The organism is Castellaniella sp. (assembly GCF_034675845.1).
Classification (GTDB): domain Bacteria; phylum Pseudomonadota; class Gammaproteobacteria; order Burkholderiales; family Burkholderiaceae_B; genus Castellaniella.
The window spans coordinates 1,746,361-1,766,264 of the sequence record NZ_JAUCCU010000001.1; the positions used below are offsets into that span (position 1 = coordinate 1,746,361).

Here is a 19,904-nt window from a genome sequence, read left to right on the forward strand (position 1 = left end):
GTTCAGGCGTATGGAGGTGTCCTTGGGGTGGGGTCAGGACGAACAGGAATGAGATTTCCGACCCGCTGTCAGGGCACCATTTGCGGTGAAATCCAGTTTTCGATATGGCTGGCGGCGTCTTCCAGGCCGATGCGGTGGGTGGCTGAAAAGGGCAGGGCAGCCAGGGTGCCGATTTCCGCCAGGTCTTTGCGGACTTGGGCCACGGCCTTGATGCGTTGGCCATAAGGCAGTTTGTCGGCCTTGGTCAGCAGGGCCAGCGTGGGCAGGCCGCGCAAGCCGATCCAGTGCGACAGGCGGCGATCAAGGTCTGTGATACCTCGGCGGATGTCGATCAACAGCACTACGCCGGCCAGGCTGCTGCGCTGGTGCAGATAGCCGCCCAGGACCTCGGCCCATTCGTCGCGCGCGGTGCGATCCACGGCTGCGTAGCCATAGCCCGGCAGGTCCACCAGAAAGCCCAGCCATGCATCTGGCGTCAGCGGGTCCGGGATGCCGAATAAGTTGATCAGGCGCGTGCGCCCTGGCGTCTTGCTGGAAAACGCCAGGCGGCGTTGATTCGTCAAGACGTTGATGGCCGAGGATTTTCCCGAGTTGGATCGACCGACAAAACAGACTTCGGCTGTGGTCGGGGCAGGGAGCTGATCCAGCCGGGCGGCGGATACAGTAAAGCGGGCACGATGCAATAAAGACACGGGGAATCCGGGGTGGTGGGCAGGATGGGGCAGGCTGCCTTGGGGCAAGCACAAAGCATGCCTGATCCCTATTGTATAATCTTCGCTTGTATTTGTTATGTCGGCTATCGTGTGCCCAATTGGGTGATGCGTTGGCCCTACGACCTGATGGCGCCCACCGGCGCCCGTACCAAACATCCGAGGACCTCATGAAGCGTGCGCTTTCCAGTATGTTTATGGTCGGCAGCCTGGTGCTAGCCGGCGCCCTGCCTGGCCTGGCCTACGCTCAGGACGCAGCAGTCCCCGACGCCAAGGCCGGCGAGCAGCTGTTCGTTCAGGGCGATATGTCGCGTGGCGTACTGGCCTGTGTCACCTGTCATGGGGCGGCCGGCAACAGCACCATCCCGGTCAATCCCAATCTGGCCGCCATGCCGCACGAATACCTGGCAAAGCAGCTGCGTGATTTCACCCCGCAGGGCGATAAGCCTGCCGTGCGCACCGGCGCGGATGGCGCGCCGTCGATCATGTCCACCATTGCGCCGGCCCTGACGCCCCAAGACGTCCAGAATGTCTCTCTGTATCTGTCTCAGCAAGCCATGGACTGGGAAGTCGCCGGCACGGCAACCGACGAGGCCACGATGGAACATGGTCAGAAAATCTGGCGTGCAGGCATCGAGGACCGCAAGGTTCCTGCCTGTGCGGCCTGTCACTCGGCCAATGGCGCGGGGGTTCCGGGCGAATTCCCACGGCTGGCAGGCCAGCATCCCGAATATATTCTGGATCAGCTGAAGCTCTTTAGTTCCGGGGATCGCGCAAACGCCATCATGCATGATATCGCCAGCCGCATGACACCGCCGGATCTGGCTGCTGTGGCCAATTACGCTGCCGGTTTGCGCTGATCGGGTGGGCCGCCCTTGTCATAGGGGGGCGGGCGGCCTGAAACCTAGCGTATTTCCCGGTTGCTTCAGGGGTTTTGATAGGGCTTCTGGCAGCATCCGGTGTATGGTTTAACTTTAAAATTCACCAGGGGGATACGCGTTGGCGTACCTCCTTTTTTTTGAGCTGCTTCTGTGACATCCACTGCCAGTCCTCGCGCGCGGGGTGCCGACATCATCGAACTCCTGGGGTCGATGCGTTTTGCCATCAGTCTGTTGATGTTTATTTGCATCGCCAGCCTGATCGGCACAGTTCTGCCTCAAAATCAGGCATCCAACGCCTATATCGATCAGTTCGGACCTTTTTGGTTTGCGGTCTTCGATCAGTTCTCCATCTGGCATATCTACAATAGCCCCTGGTTTCTGCTGATCATGGCGTTTCTGGTGGTCTCCACCTCGCTGTGCGTCATGCGCAACACCCCGAAGATGCTGCGCGATATGCGAACCTTTCGCGAGTACGTGCGCGGCAGCAGCCTCAAGGCCTTTCATCACAAGCTTGATGTTGACAGCGCCCTGACGCCGGATCAGGCTGTGGATCAGGTGGGGAGCTTGTTGCGGCGTCAGGGTTTTCGCTATCGCGTCCGTGTAGATGGCGACAGCCGCATGGTGGCAGCCAAAAAAGGCGCGGCAAATCGCCTGGGCTATATTTTTGCGCATGTGGCCATTGTCGTGATCTGTCTGGGGGGGCTGTTGGACAGCGAACTCCCGGTGCGCCTACAGACCTGGCTGTTCGATAAACAGCCAATCATGGGCAATATGCTGATTTCCGAGGTACCGGAATCCGGGCGATTGTCGATGCGCAACCCCAGTTTCCGGGCCAATATGCTGCTGCCTGACGGCAAGCAAAGCAGCATGGGCATTATTGCGGCCGGTCAGGGTGTTTTGCTGCAGCCGCTGCCCTTTACCATCCGTCTGAAAAAGTTCTATATCGATTATTACGACACCGGCATGCCCAGCGATTTTCGCAGCGATGTGGTGGTTACCGACCTGGCCAGCGGGCATTCCTTCGAGCAGACCATCCAGGTCAACGAACCCTTGCACTACCAGGGTGTCACCGTATACCAGTCCAGTTTCGATGATGGCGGCAGTGGCCTCAGCTTAAAGGCCTGGCCTTTGTCTGGCCCCTCGGCCCAGCCGCAGGATCTCTCGGGCGTGGTGGGCCAAGCGGAAAAACTGCCTGCCAATCTGGGTGGGCAAACCATTGATTACACGGGCTTGCGCATTATCAATGTTGAAAACCTGGGCGACCCCGAGCCTCAGCCCAAGGATCTGGTGCGCGATGTGGCCGCCGTGACGGGCAGTGCCGTGCGTCCGCGCAGCGACAGCCTGCGAAATGTCGGCCCCAGTGTGCAGTATCGACTGGTGGGCGCAGATGGCCAGGCCCACGAATTTACGCAGTACATGCTGCCCGTGAAAATCGACGATTTTGCTATGTTTCTGTTGGGTACACGGAATACGCCTGCCGAGGCCTATCGCTATCTGCGTATCCCGGCAGACGATCAGGGCACGATGCAGGAATTCATGCAGCTACGCGCCGCCCTGACAGATCCTGCGCTGCGTGACCAGGCCGCCCGCCAGTTCGCGGCCGGCAACGCCCCCCAGGGCGAGCAGCGCGACCTGATGTTCCAGGCGGCCCAGGGGGCCTTGCGCACGTTCTCATTGCGCGGCTTTAATGGCATACTGGACTCCGCGCCGGCAGACCAACGCGAAAAAATCATGAACTTCGCCGTGCCCATGATTCAGATCAGCCTGCACGAATTGCGCGTGTTGATGCGTGACCAGCAGGGCTTGCCCGCCCTGGCCACCGAAGGCGAACTGGCCGAGCAGCAGACACAGTGGCTGCGGCTGGCCGTATTGGCCTTGGCGTCTTTGCCGGATTACCCTGCCGCCGTGGCGTTGCAGCTCTCCAGTTTTGACCAGGTCCAGGCCAGCGTCTTCCAGGTTGCCCGCAGCCCAGGCAAGACCACTGTGTATATCGGTTGCCTATTGTTGGTCCTGGGGATATTTTCGATGTTCTACATCCGTGAACGGCGTGTCTGGGTCTGGATCCGTCCGTCCGATACAGGCAGCAGTTGGCTGGCCGCCATGACCACCCAGCGTCGTAATATGGATTTCACCCACGAATTTGAACGCTTGAGCGCTGCTTTGCGCCACCTCGGAGGTTCCCGCCATGACCACTGACACCCTCACCCAATCCGCTGCCGCCCTCTGGGCCGGCGACATGAACACCAGCGGCGATCGGCGTGGCCGACGCGGCAGACCCGATTGGACCGACCTGGCGTTTTTCCTGCTGTTGTCGTTGGGGGCGGCCCATGTGATTGGCACCTACGGGCAGTTCATGGACTACTACGAGAAGCTGATTCTTGTCGGGGCAGTGGGCTTGTTCAGCTGGATGGCCTGGCTATGGCGCCCCTTGCGGACCCTGATGGTGGTGGCGGGTGGCTGTGCCTTACTGGCAATCTGGCTCTATAGTCCCACCGGAGACTTGCTGCAGGGCGATCTGTCGCGTGCCGAATCCGCATTCCTGCTGAAGTACCTATTGTCTTCGCAGTCGGCGATCCTGTGGATGTGTGCCTTGTTTGTCCTGGCCACCGTCTGCTATTGGGCGGGTTTTGTCAGCAACACGGCTGCGTGGCTGGGTACGGTGCTGACCTGGACGGCAGTCTATGCCGGGACGATCGGCCTGCTGGTGCGCTGGCGCGAAGGCCATCTGATGGGGCCTGACATTGGCCATATTCCAGTCAGCAATCTCTATGAAGTCTTCGTCCTTATGTCACTGATTACGGCGCTGTTCTATCTATACTACGAACGCCGCTATGCGACCCGGGCGCTGGGTGGTTTTGTGCTGCTGGTGATTACGTCCCTGGTGGTGTTTCTGTTGTGGTATTCCTTTACCCGCGATGCTTTCCAGATTCAACCCCTGGTGCCGGCCCTGAAAAGCTGGTGGATGAAGCTCCACGTACCGGCCAACTTCATCGGCTATGGCACCTTCAGCCTGGCGGCCATGGTGGGCTTTGCCTATCTGGTTAAATCCCACGGTGAAACCCGCAACTGGAAGCCGCTGCTGCCCGTGTTTGTGCTGGGGGCGGTTCTGTGTGCCGAGCCCTTTGTGTTTGGTTCGCGCGAACTCTCGGTCACCTGGATGCTGTATTTTGGAATCGGTGCGCTGGTCGTTGGCACGATTCTGGCTTTTCGCGCGCCCATCGCCCGGCGTTTGCCCTCGTTGGAAATGTTGGATGACATCATGTATCGGGCGATTGCCGTGGGCTTTGCGTTCTTTACTGTGGCCACGATCCTGGGGGCGCTGTGGGCGGCGGATGCCTGGGGTACGTACTGGCAATGGGACCCCAAGGAAACCTGGGCCTTGATCGTCTGGCTGAACTATGCCGCCTGGCTGCATATGCGGCTCATGAAGGGGCTGCGTGGGTCCATGGCGGCATATTGGGCGCTTAGTGGTCTGCTGGTCACCAGCTTTGCATTCCTGGGGGTGAACATGTTCCTGTCGGGACTGCATTCTTACGGCGAACTCTGATTCTGATAAGTTCAGTGTTTGCGGCTGCAGGAACATGCATAGGCTAGGATCTTGAGTATCCAAGACCAGGGCTGGGTTTGAGGCGAATGTGCTTTGGCGCTGAATGGATGTGTGTTTCCAGAGCGACTGGCCGGGGTGCGTGCTGAACGGTGCTATGGCTCGTATCCAAATTAAAGGTAGCGACCAGTTCAGCGAGTGTGGCTGCCTGTTCTTCCAGGCTGGCGGCGGCGGCAGATTCGTCGACCAGGCTGGCGTTCTGGCGGGTGACATCGTCCATCTGGGTGATGGCGGTATTGATTTCCTCGATGCCAGTGGTCTGTTCACGGCTGGCCGCGCTGATCTCGCTCATGATGTCAGTGACGCGATTGATGGAGACGATTTCCTGCATGGTGTCGCCCGCGTTGGCGGCCTGTTCATTGCCCTTGCTGGTGGCATGGACAGAAGAATCGATCAGGTCCTTGATTTCCTTGGCGGCACCAGCGGATCGCTGGGCCAGGGCGCGAACTTCGGCGGCGACCACGGCAAAGCCGCGGCCTTGTTCGTCGGCGCGGGCGGCCTCGACAGCGGCGTTCAGGGCCAGGATGTTGGTCTGGAAGGCGATGCTGTCAATCACACCGATGATGTCGGCGACCTGCTGGGACTTGTCGTTGATCTCGCCCATGGTGCCCACCAGTTCAGCCACCAGGCTGCCGCCGCTGGATGCGGTCTGGGCGGCAGTGGCGGCCAGGGAGTTGGCCTGCTGGGCGTTGTCGGCGTTCTGGCGCACGGTGGCGGTGATTTGTTCCATGGTGGCGGCGGTCTGCGCCAGGGAACTGGCCTGTTGTTCGGTGCGCGAGGACAGATCCAGGTTGCCCGCCGTGATCTGCCTGGCTGCGGAGGCAATCGTGTTGGCGCCGCCGCGAACCTCGCTGACGGTGACATGCAGGCCTTGAACCATCTGTCCCAGTGCAGTTTCCAGATCGGTCAGTTCGTCTTTACCGATAATCTGGACTGTTTGCTTGAGATCGCGATTGGCGACAGCCTTAGCCAACGTGATGGTGTGTTGCAGGGGTAGGATGATGGAGCGAGTGATCAACCAGGAAAATAGCAGGCTGGCTAAGGTAGCTGCTAGGGTAATGACGGCAATTAGAATAATGCGGATTTGATCTTGGGCTTCATTTTGTTCGACCTGATTGGCGACAGATTGAGTCAAGAAATTATTTAGTTGATGGATGGTTTGTATATACTGAGTTGCCAGCTTCGGCATTGTTTCAGTGAAAAAAATCTGGGTATCGGCCGTTGCGCCCTTTTGTAATAATATCTGAAAGGCTTGGTCCCGAGGAGTTACGTACTGTTTTTGGGCCTCGAGTGCCTGCAGAAACAAGGCCTTGCCTTCTGGGGTGAAAAGCAGAGATTCGACATCGTCGCGGTATTTTTTTGCAAGCGCAAAAGACTCGTCCATCCGAGTATTGAGCGAGGGGTTGTACTCCCCTCGCTCGATCGACTGGCCAGGCTGGCTGATATTTTTCAGTGCCAAGTCTCTGATCTACTGACAGAAATCAGTCCACGACGCGTGGATCAAATGGGCTATATGAATAATATGCTTGAACGATTAGACGCGAGGGATCGGTCTATGGTGCTGGAAATGATTGAGATGCTGACAAACCGTTTATGCCAAGGGCAAGGCCCTGGCGTTCTATCCAATCACCAAGTCGGTGTTACCCGTGGGGCACGAGTGCCACAGCCGAGCCTCAGTGGGCGGTGATGATAATCAGATCCGCCGTCCACTGATTTCTTCCACGAAGGCCCGGGTCGCCGAGTTGTTGATCAGCGGCAGGATGTTTTCGTGCAGCAGCATCTCTGATGGCATGCGGGCCGCTGAAATCACATAACCCTGCACGTAATCGACTCCCATCTCGGCTAGTGTCCGCAGGGTCGCTACGTCCTCGACCCATTCGGCAATGCACTCCATGCCCAGGTTGTGGGCCAGATCCACAATGCTGTTGACGATGGCGATGTTGGCCTCGCTGGTCAGCATGTCGCGGATCAAGGAGCCGTCGATCTTGATGGTATCGGCCGGAAGTTCCTTGAGGTATGAGAACGAGGTATAGCCCGCGCCGAAGTCATCCAGCGACACGCGCGCGCCCATGCGCTGCAGACGGCGCATGAACTGGCGTGTGCGCTCCAGATCCTGCAGGGCCACGCCCTCTGTGATTTCTACGCAGAGGCGTCGAGTGAACTGCGGTTGCTGATTCAGGATGCCAAACAAGCTGTTGATGAAACGGTCGTCATTTAGCGAGACGCCGCTGAGGTTGACATTGACCTGCTGGGTATTGGCGAGTGTCAGGTGGTGCTTGGAAATCCATTCGAGCGCAGTGGTGAAGACCCATTTGTCGATGACGGTAATCATGCCGCTGTCTTCGGCGGCCTGAATGATTCTTTGGGTTTGCAGTGGGTGGCCGCCGTTGCTGCGCACACGCAGCAATACCTCGAAATTCAGGGTTTTCAGGGGATGGCGCAGCGACATGATGGGCTGCATGACCAAGTAAATATCATCAGGTGTTTTGCCCTGATCCAGTTCTTCGAACACGCGAAGTTCATTGATGTGATCGAACAGTTCGTGGGTGTTTTCTTCGTAGAGGACGATGTCCTGATGCTGCTTGCGGGCATCGCGGCAGGCGCGGGATGCTGCTGCGATGGCGTCTTTGGGACGCATGCGTGCATCCAGGTCGATGACCCCCATGGCGCTTTTGATCTGGAAGGACCGATCGCCCACATAAATGGGGGCGCTGTTCAGGCTGTCGATCATGTCCTGGGCCAGGCGCCGGGCTTCGCGGGCGCGGATGCCGGGAAACAGGATGATGAAGTCATCACTGCCGATACGGCCGAGCTTTTGCTGCTCAGTGAGAGAATAGCGCACGCGTTCGCAGGCGAGTTGCAACAGCTGGTCGCCTGCCGAATGGCCAAACAGGTCGTTGACGCGCTTCAGGTGGTTCAGGCTAAGAAAAGACATGGCGCAGGGGGTGCCAACCTGCTGCAGCTGCTCGATCGCGCCTTCCATGGCGGTTTCGATGCCGTGACGATTCAGGGTGTTGGTGAGGACGTCGCTGTCGGTCATCAGACTCAGATTGCGGAGCGTCTCGGTGCGTGCAGTCACATCCTGCAGCGAGCCCTCGATGCGGCTGCCCACCAGGGTCGCGCGCAGCAAGAAGCAGCGCGGGGGGGCTTTGGGGTCGTCGCTGATCTGCTGGATTTCAGTGTCTTCGCCTTTTTCGGTGGCCAGCGACACCGCCACCCAGTCGACATCGCTGAAGAAATGCTTCCAGCCCAGGGCTGGTGCTTCGGTTTCGTTCAGGATCTGCAGCATCTGGCGGGCGTTGTTGTTCAGGTGCTCGAAGTGGCGCGTGGCCCCTAGCGTGAACAGACCCAGCGGCGAGAGCGAGTCATGCACAATCAGTTCGTTGCGCTGACGCAGCCGGTTGTGGCGATCTTCGCGGATGCGGTTGGCGGTAGCCAAGGCCACCAGCAGGTTGCAGAACAAAAACACGCCGATGGTGGGCCCATTGCGAAGCCAATGCGTTTGTTCCAGGCCGATGAATATCAAGCCGATGCCCAGCAGGCCGGTGGCGACGCAGACCCCCAGCGTGTGCCAGAACAAAGACCGCGTGGTATAGCGAAACAGGGCATGGATCAGGATGGTGAAGGTGAGCGCCGTCCCGGCCCAACCCGCCAGAAAAGAGGCACCCAGGAACAGGTTGGCGGAGGGCATCACCAGCATGACGGCCAGCACCAGGGACAGGGCCAGCCCTGCCAGTTGCAGGCGACGGTGCAGCATGACCCCCAGGCTGTAGCGGAATAAGCGGGTATATAGCAGCCAGGTCGTGATAAATGACAGCAGCAAGATGAGTTTGCGGGACCAGAGCAGGTCAGCCGGGGCCAGTTGGTGGCCTAGCCAGAGGTGGTCCCAGCCCAGGGCCCAGGCCACAAGACGCAGATTGCAGACGAACCAGCAGGACAGCAGCACATACAGGTGGTCGCGGGTGGTCAGGCTGACAATGGCGGTAAAGGCCGCCAGGATCAGCAGACCGCCTTCCAGCAGGCCCAGGGCATAGGAGCTTTGGGCGCGAGCCGTGGCCATGGCGCGAGAAGGCCACTGTGTGATGGCGATGTCGCCGGGCGTTGCGTTGTCCATGCGGCATGCTACTTGGCCAGAGGCCTGCGTTGGCAGTGCGGCAACGTGGCCCAGCACGTTGGTGTGCAGTTCCAGGGCAACCGGGGGTTGATGGGCTGGCAGTAGCCAGCAGGCGAGGGATTCGATCAGGGAGCTGGGTAGCAGCAGGGCGCGACCCAGATCAGGCTGGCGTTCGTCCAGGGTGGCCAGTAGCCAGACCGGGCCTTCCGGCAGGTAGGCGCTTAGGCGGGTAGGGCTGTCCTGCAGGGCATTGAGCGCTTGCTGGGGGGTGTCATATGCGGTCGTGGAAAAGCGGGTGGTCAGGCCCATGCCGCTGCTGGTGCTGGCATAGTGGTTGGGAAACAAGCTGGCGCTGAGGACCAGGCCCAAGGCCAGTAACAGGGGGATCACGTAATACACCAAGAACACCCGTAGTCCCCGGCGTCTGACGGCAAACGGCAGAAAAAACCGGTTGGAGGAGTGCTGCTGAGTTGGCATATATGACACTAAATAAATATGGAGAACGGCCTTGGTACTTGGTTTCGTGAAACAGGCAGACTCTGAAATTATTATCCCGATACAGTTTTTACGGCTGATCGCACGCCGATTTTAGTCGGAGTTGTTTGTGCGCTGCACCAAGGGATTTCCAGCACTGCTTAATCGGGACCAGGAATGATGCGCTCTTGGGCGTACAAATCCTGGATGGTTTCCCTGGGACGAACCAGCCAGCTCTGGCTGCCATCGACCAGAACCTCGGCTGCCCGGGGGCGGCTATTGTATTGGCTGGACATGGAAAACGCATAGGCGCCAGCGGATTGAATGGCCAGCAGATCCCCCTGGGCGAGGGCCAGTGATCGGCCACGCGCCAGCCAGTCGCCGCTCTCGCAGATTGGCCCCACAATGTCATAGGTGTGTGTACTTGCATCGGCGTGGGGCTGAACCGGGGTGACGTCGTGCCAGGCCTCGTAGAGTGCGGGCCGCATCAGATCGTTCATGGCGGCATCGACGATGGCGAAATTGCGCGCTTCAGTGTGTTTCAGGTATTCGACCCGGGTCAGCAGTACGCCGGCGTTGCCCACCAGGGATCGGCCGGGTTCCAGAATCAGTTGCAAATTGTCCAGGCCGTGTTGTTGCAGGGCGGCAAAAACAGGGTTCAGCAGGTCGGCAGGGTGAGGCGGGTTTTCGTCGATGTAGCGAATGCCCAGTCCGCCGCCCAAGTCCAGATGGCGCAGGGTGATGCCGTCTGCCTTCAGTAGATCGATCAAGGTCAGGAGTTTGTCCAGGGCGTCCAGATAGGGACTGATTTCCGTGATCTGTGAACCGATGTGGCAATCGACCCCCATGATTTCGAGTGAGGGGTGCTGCTGGGCCTGGCGGTACAAGGCCGGCGCCTGGCGGATATCAATGCCGAACTTGTTGTCTTTCAGGCCGGTGGATATATAGGGGTGGGTCTTGGCGTCCACGTCCGGGTTGACGCGCAGCGATACCGGGGCGCGTACACCCATTTCCTGGGCGATGGCGGCCAGACGAGTCAGCTCGTCGGCGGATTCGACGTTAAAGCATTTAATGCCTGCGGTCAGCGCCTGCCGGATTTCCCAGGCTTGTTTGCCGACGCCGGAAAATACGATGCGGCTGGCGGAGGCCCCTGCCGCCATCACGCGGGCGAGTTCGCCGCCGGAGACGATGTCGAAACCTGCGCCCAGGCGCTGGAATTCGTGCAGCACCGCCAGGTTGGAGTTTGCCTTGACGCCATAGCAGACCAGCGCATTGCGCCCGGCGATGGCGCTTTCGTAGCGCTGCCAGGCAGCCTGCAAAGCGGCGCGCGAGTACACGTACAGCGGAGTGCCGTGCTGCTGCGCCAAGTCGGACAGAGGGATGTCTTCAGCGTGCAGGACGCCATGCCGGGTCGGGAAGTGGAGTGCTGTATTCATCGAGGGTCAAAGAGGCGTATCGGGCGGCAGAGTGGGAGGAGCCATCAAGGCAGGATCAGCTGGCGGGGGAGATGCAGCGGGCTGCAGCGGGCCCTTCATGCCACAGGCGGTCAGCAGCAGCATCAGACAGCTGGCTGCGACATACGTGGGCAGTCGCGAATACAGGCGGGTAGTCATTAAAAAGGCACTCGGACAGGTTGGGGAATGGCGGCCGGGTTATTGTCGGCGCTGCCGCCGAGCTGATCCAGCAGGGCTCCGATGCCGTCCTGGGCCGAGTCAGCAGGCGCGCCTGGGTCTGGGTCGCCAGGGGCAGGCAGGCCTACCCGGGCGATGGCGGTGCCCGGTGGGAATTCAGAAAAGTAAAAATCGCCGCTGGCACGCGACAGGCCGCTGGGGATGGGGCCTGGTGGAATTTCTGGCTTGCCTGCCAGGGCGACTTTCATGTAGTTGGCCCAGATCGGCAGGGCTGCGCCACCGCCGGTTTCTCCTTGGCCCATGGATTTTGGCTGATCGAAGCCCATCCAGGCGATGGTGACGATTTCGGGATTGAAGCCTGCGAACCAGGCATCCTGAGAGTCGTTGGTGGTGCCGGTCTTGCCGCCGATGTCATTGCGCTTGAGTTCGCGGTGCGCGCGCGCGCCGGTGCCGGAGGTTGCGACGCCGCGCAGCAGGTCATTCATGACGTAGGCGGTGCGCGGATCGATCACGCGGGCGAGGGTGTCGCCCGCCACCGTCGGGCGCGCGCGCATGATGACCGTGCCGCTGCTGTCGGTGACGTAGTCGATCAAATAGGGCGGCACCCGATAGCCGCCATTGGCAAATACGGCATAGCCGCCCGCCAGCTGGAGCGGCGTGACGCTGCCAGCCCCCAGGGCCAATGGCAGGACGGCGGGCTGACGTGAGCGATCAAAACCGAAGCGTGTGATGTAGTCCTGTACATACTGAGGACCTACGGCTTGCATGATGCGGATGGACACCATGTTTTTGGATTTATACAGGCCCTGGCGCATGGTCAACATGGGTTCGTAGGCGCGGCCATAGTTTTTTGGGTTCCAGGCCTTGGAGCCGGTCTGTTCGGCGGTCAGGGAGAAAGGCTCGTCAGAGATCTGCGTGGCCGGCGTCAGGCCGCGTTCCAGGGACGAGGCATAGATGAAGGGTTTGAAGGATGAGCCCGGCTGGCGCCAGGCCTGGGTGACGCGGTTGAATTTTCCTTCTTCGTAGTCGAATCCCCCCACCATGGCGAGGATGCCGCCGTCCTGGGCACGTAGCGATACCAGGGCCGCCTGGATCGTGGGCTTATTCAGTAATTCCCAGGTGTCGTCGGGGGTTTTGTGTATATACACCACGGCGCCGCGGCTGATTTTGACGGGGGGCTTGGCGTTGGCGGTCAGCCCACGGGCAATCACCCGTAAGGCGCTTTTATCGGTGATGTCGATGATCTGGCTGGCGCTGCGGGCGACCCGAACCTGGGTGGGGCTGGCCGACAGGACAATGCCGGTCAGCAAGTCGCCGTTATCGGGGTATTTTTCCAGGACGGAATCCAGGATGTCATTGAAGGCGTCGGTCTGGTTTTCGATGTCGGCGGGCAGGCTGATGGTTTCCTCGGGGCCGGGGTAGTATGCCCTGCGGGTGTAGTCCAGGACGCCATCGCGCAAGGCCTGATAGGCGGCCTCTTGGTCTTTGGAATTGATGGTGGTGTAGATGTTGAAGCCACGGGAATAGATGTCGTCCTGATAGACGCCATACAGCAACTGGCGGGCGAGTTCCGCAGGGTATTCGCCATGCACCGCATAGCGCCCAGTGGGCGTGCCAGCGGCGGATTGGATGATGATGGGCTGCTCTATCGCTTGTTTGTATTCGGCTTCGGTCAGGTAGCCCAGGTTGCGCATGCGACCCAGAACATAGGCCTGGCGGGATTTGGCACGTTCGAAGTTGGAAATCGGGTTGAAGCGTGAGGGGGCTTTGGGGATGCCGGCCAGCATGGCGGCCTCGGCGGGGGTGATTTCAGCCAAGGGCTTGCCGAAATACGTGCGGCTGGCGGCAGCAAAGCCATACGCCCGGTGCCCCAGGAAGATCTGGTTCATGTACAGGTCCAGAATCTGGTCCTTGGACAGCGTGGCTTCGATCTTGAAGGTCAGCAGCAGCTCGTAGAATTTCCGGGTGTAGGTTTTTTCGGATGAAAGATAGAAATTGCGCGCCACCTGCATGGTGATCGTGCTGGCGCCCTGGGTCTTGGACATGTGCACGACGTTGGCGATGGCGGCGCGCAGCACCCCGGTCCAGTCGATGCCGCCGTGCTGATAGAAACGGTCATCCTCGGCGGCCAGAATGGCCGACTTCATGATGTCGGGGATTTCATGGAAGCGCAGCACATTGCGGCGCTCTTCGCCGAATTCGCCAATCAGGACGTGGTCGGCTGTATAGATGCGCAGGGGTACCCGGGGCCGGTAGTTGGGTCATGGCATTGAGGTCTGGCAAATTGGGCCAGGCCAGTGCCAAAGCCAGCGTCAGCAGCAAGGCACCGCATACGCCTAGGCCGGCAAACAGCACGAATGCCTTCAGCATCAGGCGGCCCAGCCACGAACGAGCAGGCGCCTTGGGCGTGGAGGTTTTGTTGGTGGTTCTCATCAGGGACGATTGTAAGCTCTGGCGGGAGCGCGCCAGCGATCGATAGCGGGGGGAATGTAAGCAGATGCAGCAAGCCGACAGGCCGTGTCAAGCATGGTCGATATGGCACCAAGCTCTTTGGCACCAATGCGATAATACACGCAAATCAACGCCAACCCGAACCTCTATGTCGCTGTCTGCTGCTCCTGTTGTTTCATCTACATCCCCCGATCCCGCTGCCTGGGTGCGGCCGATCTTTCTGGTGGGCATGATGGGGGTGGGTAAAACCACCATCGGTCGCCAGTTGGCAGCGGCGCTGGGCCGTCAGTTCGCCGATCTGGACCATGCCATCGAGGCGCGCTGCGGCGTGCCGGTGGCCACGATTTTCGACATCGAAGGCGAGGCCGGGTTCCGGCGTCGTGAAACCGCCTTGCTGGACGAATGCACGCGGATTTCCGGGCTGGTGCTGGCCACGGGCGGGGGCGCGATTCTGGCACCGGAAAATCGCGCCATGCTGCGCGCGCGCGGCTATGTCGTGTATTTGTATGCGGGCGTGGACGAGCTGTACCAGCGCGTGGCGCGGGACCGTAATCGTCCTCTGCTGCAGACCGAGGACCCGCGCCAGCGCATTGCCGACCTATTGGCACAGCGCGAACCCCTGTACGATAGTGTGGCTGATATCCGCCAGGATACCGCTTCGCAACCCATTAACCAGGTTCTGCGCAATCTGATTGCCAGTTTGCCTAGCACCGCTACTCCTAGACGCATGCATACTGTTCAAGTCTCTACCCCCGGTGGGCAGTACCCCATCCATATCGGCCGCGGCCGTCTCGACGCGTTGGACACCAGCGTGCCTGCCGATGCCACGGCGCTGGCGGTGATCACGAACACCACGGTGGCGGCTTTATATGGCGATCGCGTACGCGCGGTGCTGGCCAAGACCGGTAAACCTATCCATTGCGTCAGCCTGCCTGATGGCGAGCAGTTCAAGACCTGGGATTCGCTGAACCAGATTTTCGATGCCTTGCTGGGCGCAGCCCTGGATCGCAAGGTCGTGCTGATTGCGTTGGGCGGGGGTGTGGTGGGTGATATGGCCGGTTTTGCAGCGGCCTGCTATATGCGTGGCGTGCGCTTTATCCAGGTGCCCACAACGCTATTGGCCCAGGTGGATTCCTCGGTGGGGGGCAAGACCGCCATCAATCACCCCTTGGGCAAGAACATGATTGGCGCCTTTTATCAGCCGCAGGCGGTTGAAATCGATCCTCAGGTACTGGCGACGCTGCCCGCGCGTGAAATCTCCGCCGGCTTGGCCGAGGTCATTAAGTACGGCATGATTGCCGATGCGGATTTTTTCGCCTGGTGCGAATCCCATGTCCAGGCCTTGCGGGCGCTGGATGAGGATGCCATTGCTTATGCGGTGCGCCGTTCCTGCGAACTCAAGGCCTGGGTCGTGTCCCAGGACGAGCGTGAATCCGGTATCCGGGCCATTCTGAACTTTGGCCATACCTTTGGGCATGCCATCGAGTCCGGCCTGGGTTATGGCCAATGGCTGCATGGCGAGGCCGTGGGCTGCGGCATGGTGCTGGCGGCCCAGTTGTCGGTTCAGGTCTGCGGGCTGGACCCGGCCGTGGCCCAACGTATCCGAGCCCTGGTCCAGGCCATCGGCTGCCCGGTGCAGGCCCCCGACCTGGGCATGGATCGCTGGTTCGACCTGATGCGGGTGGATAAGAAAACCGAAGGCCGGCACATACGCTATATCTTGTTGCCCGGCCTGGGTCAGGCCCACTTGCAGGCCGTGGATGATGATCAGGTCCGCCCGGTGCTGGCGGCCGGAACAGGAGACTGACCATGAATGTGCTCGCCCCTTATGCCTGTGATCCACAAGCCACCCGGGGGCGGCGCCATGCAGAGCCCCCACCTCAGGGGCGCAATCACTTTCAGCGGGATCGCGACCGTATTGTGCATTGCTCGGCCTTTCGCCGCCTGGAATACAAAACACAGGTTTTTCTGAACCACGAGGGCGATTTGTTTCGCACCCGGCTGACCCACAGCCTGGAGGTCGCCCAGATTGCCCGTACCCTGGCGCGTAATCTGGATGTACACGAGGACCTGATCGAGGCGATGGCGCTGGCCCATGATCTGGGCCATACGCCTTTTGGTCATGCAGGCCAGGACGAACTGAACGCCTGCATGCGCCGATTCGCCCCGGATGCCGGTGGCTTCGAGCACAATCTGCAGAGCCTGCGCATTGTGGATACCCTCGAAGAACGCTACGCGGCCTTTGATGGCCTGAATCTGTGTTTCGAGACCCGTGAGGGCATACTCAAGCACTGTTCACGCAGCAATGCGCGCCAACTGGGCGATGTGGGGGTGCGCTTTCTGGATGGCACCCAGCCGTCCCTGGAGGCCCAGTTGACGAATCTGGCCGACGAGATCGCCTATAACAATCATGATATTGATGATGGCCTGCGTTCGGGCCTGATCACGCTGCCCCAGTTGCTAGAGGTGGAAATTTTCGCGGCGCACCATGATCACGTCCTGCGGCGCTACTCCGTCACGGATGAGAAACGCCTGGTGTCAGAGATCATCCGCGCCATGATCAATACCCTAGTGCAGGATCTCACCCGGACGACCGCAGCGTGCATTGCCCGGCTGCGGCCCGATAGTGTGGATGCGGTGCGTGCCGGCCCGTCATTAGCTGCATTCTCAGAGGCCATCGGCGCCCAGGCCAACGACCTGAAACAGTTTTTGCGCAGTAATCTTTATCGCCATGCTCAGGTCATGCGCATGACCCACAAGGCCCAGCGCATCGTGCGCGAACTGTTTTGCGCCTTTCTGGAAGAACCCCGCCTGCTGACGGCCGAATACCGGCGGGAAGACGCCAACGAGCAGGCCCGCGCCATTGCCGACTATATCGCGGGGATGACCGATCGCTATGCGATCCGCGAGCACCGCATGCTATTTCTGATGGATTGATTCTCGGACGCGGGCCAGTGCCAGCATCTGGGCGGCGGTGCGCTGCGCCTGGACCAAGCCCTGGCGCATGGCCAGTAGCGCGGTGCGGGCTTCTGCCGGATCTCGTGCCTGTTCATGCCAGCCAGCTGGCCAGTTCCGATTCATCCTCGATCAGCAAAATACGCATGGCGTCTATGATAGGGGCAAGCAGCTTACTTGCCCAGCATAGAGATCAACCAAGCGCCGGTATGGCTGTCCGGGCAGGCGGCGATGGTTTCCGGGGTTCCCTGCGCCACGATCCGGCCTCCGCCCGCGCCGCCCTCTGGCCCCAGGTCCACGATCCAGTCGGCGGTTTTGATCACATCCAGATTGTGTTCGATGACCAGCACCGTGCTGCCGGCATCCACCAATTGTTGCAGCACATCCAACAGCACGGAAATATCCGCAAAATGCAGGCCGGTGGTGGGTTCGTCCAGGACATACAGGGTGCGCTCTGAACCGCGTCGGGAGAGTTCCTGAGATAGCTTCACGCGCTGGGCCTCGCCGCCCGACAGCGTGGTGGCGCTTTGCCCCAGGCGGATATACGACAGGCCCACATCCATCAGCGTTTGCAGCTTTCTGGCGACCAGCGGTACGGCGGCAAACAGGTCCAGGGCCTGGGCCACGCTGAGATCCAGGATGTCGCTGATGGTGTGGCCGCGATAGCGGATATCCAGGGTTTCGCGGTTGTAGCGTTTACCGCTGCAGACCTCGCAGGGCACGTACATGTCCGGCAGAAAGTGCATTTCCACCCGGACCATGCCGTCACCCTGGCAGGCCTCGCAGCGGCCGCCCTTGACGTTGAAGGAAAACCGTCCGGCATCGTAGCCGCGCAGGCGGGCTTCGGGCACGTTGGCGAACAGGTCGCGGATCGGCGTGAACAGTCCGGTATAGGTGGCCGGGTTGCTGCGCGGGGTGCGGCCTATCGGGTTCTGGTCGATGCTGATGATTTTGTCGACATAATCCAGGCCTTCCAGGTGATCGAAAGGCGCGGGGCTGGTCTGAGCCCGATGCAGTTGCTGGGCCAAGGCCGCCACCAGCGTGTCATTGATCAGGGTGGACTTGCCCGAGCCAGAGACGCCGGTGACGCAACTGAGGCGCCCGATGGGGATGGAGAGATCCACCCCCTGCAGATTATTGCCCTGGCAGCCTTTGATGCGCAGCCAGCGAGCGTCAGGGTCGTCGGGCTTGACCGGTCGGCGCGTGGGGATGGCAATACGCTGGGTGCCCGCCAGGTACTGTCCCGTCAGGGATTGGGGTTGCGCGGCTATTTCTTGGGGCGTGCCCTGGGCGACGACTTCGCCGCCGTGTTCGCCGGCGCCTGGTCCCATGTCCAGCACGTGATCGGCGGCGCGGATCATGTCCTCGTCGTGTTCGACGACGATCACGCTGTTGCCCAGATCGCGCAGTTGTTGCAGGGTGTTGATCAGGCGCTGATTGTCGCGCTGGTGCAGGCCGATGGAGGGTTCATCCAAGACATACATCACCCCCGTCAGGCCAGAGCCGATCTGGCTGGCCAGACGGATGCGCTGGGCTTCGCCGCCCGATAGTGTGTCGGCACCGCGATCCAGCGACAGATAGCCCAGTCCGACGTTGTCCAGGAAATCCAGTCGCACGCGGATCTCGTGCACAATGCGTTCGGCGACTTCGCGCCGGGCGCCGCCCAGCACACTGGTCTGGAACCAGTGCCGACAGTCTGCCAGGGATAGGGCTTCGATCTCGAAAATAGCGCGTCCGCGGCGTTGTCCGGGGCCAGGGTCTTCGCCGATCAGCACGTGGCGAGCCTCAGTGCATAAACGGGCCCCGGCGCACTCAGGGCAGGGACGGGTGTGGCGCAGCCGCGATAGTTCGTCGCGGACTGCGTTGGAGTGTGTCTCGCGCCAGCGGCGCTCCAGGTTGGGGATGACGCCTTCGAAGGGATGCCGCCGGACTGTGGGGATGCCGCCCTCGCCCAGATACTGAAAGGCAATTTCTTCGTTGCCCGAGCCGTGCAGCAGGTGCGCGCGCACAGTGGCGTCCAGATCCTGGTAAGGGGTGTCCAGGCTGAAGTGATAATGCTGCGCCAGGCTGGCCATCATGGCGTAGCTAAACGCATTGCGCCGATCCCAGCCATGGATGGCGCCCGCCGCCAGGCTGAGTTCAGGAAAGGCCACGACGCGGGCGGGGTCGAATGAATCCACCAGCCCCAGCCCGTTACAGCATGGACAGGCCCCCACCGGGTTATTGAAGCTGAACAGGCGTGGCTCCAGCGAACCCATGCTGCGCGCGCACACCGGACAGGCGTAGGTGGCTGAAAAGGCACGTTCCTGCTGTGTCTCCAAATCCAGCACGACACTGCGGCCCTGGGCCAGGTTCAGGGCGGTCTCGAAGCTCTCGGCCAGGCGTTGACGGCTGTCGGGTCGTGCGCGCAGGCGGTCCACGACCACATCCAGGCCCCAGGGGCCGTCTATTTCAGGCAGTGGCAGGCTGCCGTCGATCGAGTGGATTTCGCCGTTGATGCGCGCCCGCACAAAGCCCAGGGCCTGCAGACGACGGCATTCGGACGACAAATCATCCAGCCGCTCGCGAGCCATGGGGGCCAGGATGGCCAGGCGCGTGCCTTCGGGCATGGTCAGGACCTGATCCACCATCTGGCTGACGCTTTGGGCCTGTAGCGGCAAGTCGTGGTCCGGGCAATACGGGGTGCCGACCCGGGCGTACAGCAGGCGCAGATAGTCGTGGATCTCGGTGACGGTGCCCACGGTGGAGCGTGGGTTATGCCCCGCAGTCTTCTGCTCGATGGCTATCGCCGGCGACAGGCCCGTGATCACGTCCACGTCGGGCTTGTCCATCATCTGCAGAAATTGCCGGGCATAGGCCGACAGGCTTTCGACGTAGCGACGCTGGCCCTCGGCATACAGCGTGTCGAAGGCCAGGGAGGATTTCCCCGAGCCCGACAGGCCGGTGACGACCACCAGTTGGCGACGGGGGAGATCCACCGAGATATTTTTCAGGTTGTGGGTGCGAGCACCACGGATGCAGATGGCGTCCATGCCGATAGGGGAGTTCAGGTTTTTCAAAGGGCAACTTGCTACTATAACGCGC

At 60.8% G+C, this 19,904-nt stretch carries 12 protein-coding genes and 1 pseudogene; 5 read left to right on the top strand and 8 right to left on the bottom strand.

Annotated features, from left to right (window positions below; all coding sequences use genetic code 11):
- Window positions 1-68: 68 nt before the first annotated feature.
- Window positions 69-692, bottom strand: a complete 624-nt coding sequence (gene yihA, locus VDP81_RS08445) for a ribosome biogenesis GTP-binding protein YihA/YsxC (protein ID WP_323012042.1) — start codon at window positions 690-692, stop codon at window positions 69-71.
- 188 nt (window positions 693-880) lie between these two features.
- Here yihA and VDP81_RS08450 point away from each other — a divergent pair, with 188 nt between their 5' ends.
- The 3 genes from VDP81_RS08450 to ccsB all read left to right on the top strand — a co-directional run bounded on the left by VDP81_RS08450 (window position 881) and on the right by ccsB (window position 5,138).
- Window positions 881-1,570, top strand: a complete 690-nt coding sequence (locus VDP81_RS08450; protein WP_322995901.1) for a c-type cytochrome — start codon at window positions 881-883, stop codon at window positions 1,568-1,570.
- Between the two features lie 231 nt (window positions 1,571-1,801).
- A complete protein-coding gene (locus VDP81_RS08455; protein WP_322996424.1) occupies window positions 1,802-3,787 on the top strand; it encodes a cytochrome c biogenesis protein ResB in 1,986 nt (661 codons plus the stop codon).
- On the top strand, window positions 3,777-5,138 hold the full coding sequence (gene ccsB / locus VDP81_RS08460; protein WP_322995902.1) for a c-type cytochrome biogenesis protein CcsB: 1,362 nt from the start codon (window positions 3,777-3,779) through the stop codon (window positions 5,136-5,138). The genes VDP81_RS08455 and ccsB overlap by 11 nt, the downstream gene beginning before the upstream one ends.
- 43 nt (window positions 5,139-5,181) lie before the next feature.
- On the opposite strand, the gene VDP81_RS08465 is transcribed toward ccsB, so the two are convergent.
- The 5 genes and pseudogenes from VDP81_RS08465 to VDP81_RS08480 all read right to left on the bottom strand — a co-directional run bounded on the left by VDP81_RS08465 (window position 5,182) and on the right by VDP81_RS08480 (window position 13,847).
- The gene (locus tag VDP81_RS08465; RefSeq protein WP_322995903.1) at window positions 5,182-6,654 is read right to left on the bottom strand and encodes a methyl-accepting chemotaxis protein; all 1,473 of its coding nucleotides are present in this window, start codon (window positions 6,652-6,654) and stop codon (window positions 5,182-5,184) included.
- 234 nt (window positions 6,655-6,888) lie between these two features.
- Window positions 6,889-9,786 (bottom strand): putative bifunctional diguanylate cyclase/phosphodiesterase, encoded by a 2,898-nt coding sequence (locus VDP81_RS08470; RefSeq protein ID WP_323012043.1) that lies wholly within the window; start codon window positions 9,784-9,786, stop codon window positions 6,889-6,891.
- A 158-nt stretch (window positions 9,787-9,944) separates the two neighbouring features.
- On the bottom strand, window positions 9,945-11,219 hold the full coding sequence (gene lysA / locus VDP81_RS08475) for a diaminopimelate decarboxylase (RefSeq protein ID WP_322995905.1): 1,275 nt from the start codon (window positions 11,217-11,219) through the stop codon (window positions 9,945-9,947).
- Window positions 11,220-11,225: 6 nt separating this feature from the next.
- A complete protein-coding gene (gene lptM, locus VDP81_RS15355) occupies window positions 11,226-11,396 on the bottom strand; it encodes an LPS translocon maturation chaperone LptM (RefSeq protein ID WP_416233222.1) in 171 nt (56 codons plus the stop codon).
- Window positions 11,396-13,847 (bottom strand): annotated as a pseudogene (locus VDP81_RS08480) (penicillin-binding protein 1A). Before VDP81_RS08480 ends, lptM begins: the two are co-directional and overlap by 1 nt.
- Before the next feature lie 166 nt (window positions 13,848-14,013).
- Between VDP81_RS08480 and aroB the strand changes: the two are divergent.
- Together aroB and VDP81_RS08490 are read left to right on the top strand one after the other, a co-directional pair.
- Window positions 14,014-15,672: a 3-dehydroquinate synthase gene (aroB, locus tag VDP81_RS08485; protein ID WP_322995906.1), complete on the top strand. Its 1,659-nt coding sequence runs from the start codon at window positions 14,014-14,016 to the stop codon at window positions 15,670-15,672.
- A 2-nt stretch (window positions 15,673-15,674) separates the two neighbouring features.
- Window positions 15,675-16,802 (top strand): deoxyguanosinetriphosphate triphosphohydrolase, encoded by a 1,128-nt coding sequence (locus tag VDP81_RS08490; RefSeq protein WP_323012044.1) that lies wholly within the window; start codon window positions 15,675-15,677, stop codon window positions 16,800-16,802.
- Here the strand turns inward: VDP81_RS08490 and VDP81_RS08495 are convergent.
- Window positions 16,785-16,946: a hypothetical protein gene (locus VDP81_RS08495; protein WP_323012426.1), complete on the bottom strand. Its 162-nt coding sequence runs from the start codon at window positions 16,944-16,946 to the stop codon at window positions 16,785-16,787. The genes VDP81_RS08490 and VDP81_RS08495 overlap by 18 nt on opposite strands.
- A 47-nt stretch (window positions 16,947-16,993) precedes the next feature.
- Entirely contained in the window at window positions 16,994-19,852 is a 2,859-nt protein-coding gene (gene uvrA, locus VDP81_RS08500; RefSeq protein ID WP_323012409.1) for an excinuclease ABC subunit UvrA, read from the bottom strand.
- Between the last annotated feature and the right edge of the window lie 52 nt (window positions 19,853-19,904).

Bases quoted from the DNA above. Each gene is read 5' to 3' on its own strand.
- VDP81_RS08450 (WP_322995901.1), top strand. From the start codon at position 881: ATGAAGCGTGCGCTTTCCAGTATGTTTATGGTCGGCAGCCTGGTGCTA.
- VDP81_RS08455 (WP_322996424.1), top strand. From the start codon at position 1,802: ATGCGTTTTGCCATCAGTCTGTTGATGTTTATTTGCATCGCCAGCCTG.
- ccsB (WP_322995902.1), top strand. From the start codon at position 3,777: ATGACCACTGACACCCTCACCCAATCCGCTGCCGCCCTCTGGGCCGGC.
- VDP81_RS08470 (WP_323012043.1), bottom strand. From the start codon at position 9,786: ATGCCAACTCAGCAGCACTCCTCCAACCGGTTTTTTCTGCCGTTTGCC.
- lysA (WP_322995905.1), bottom strand. From the start codon at position 11,219: ATGAATACAGCACTCCACTTCCCGACCCGGCATGGCGTCCTGCACGCT.
- lptM (WP_416233222.1), bottom strand. From the start codon at position 11,396: ATGACTACCCGCCTGTATTCGCGACTGCCCACGTATGTCGCAGCCAGC.
- aroB (WP_322995906.1), top strand. From the start codon at position 14,014: ATGTCGCTGTCTGCTGCTCCTGTTGTTTCATCTACATCCCCCGATCCC.
- VDP81_RS08490 (WP_323012044.1), top strand. From the start codon at position 15,675: ATGAATGTGCTCGCCCCTTATGCCTGTGATCCACAAGCCACCCGGGGG.
- VDP81_RS08495 (WP_323012426.1), bottom strand. From the start codon at position 16,946: ATGAATCGGAACTGGCCAGCTGGCTGGCATGAACAGGCACGAGATCCG.
- uvrA (WP_323012409.1), bottom strand. From the start codon at position 19,852: ATGGACGCCATCTGCATCCGTGGTGCTCGCACCCACAACCTGAAAAAT.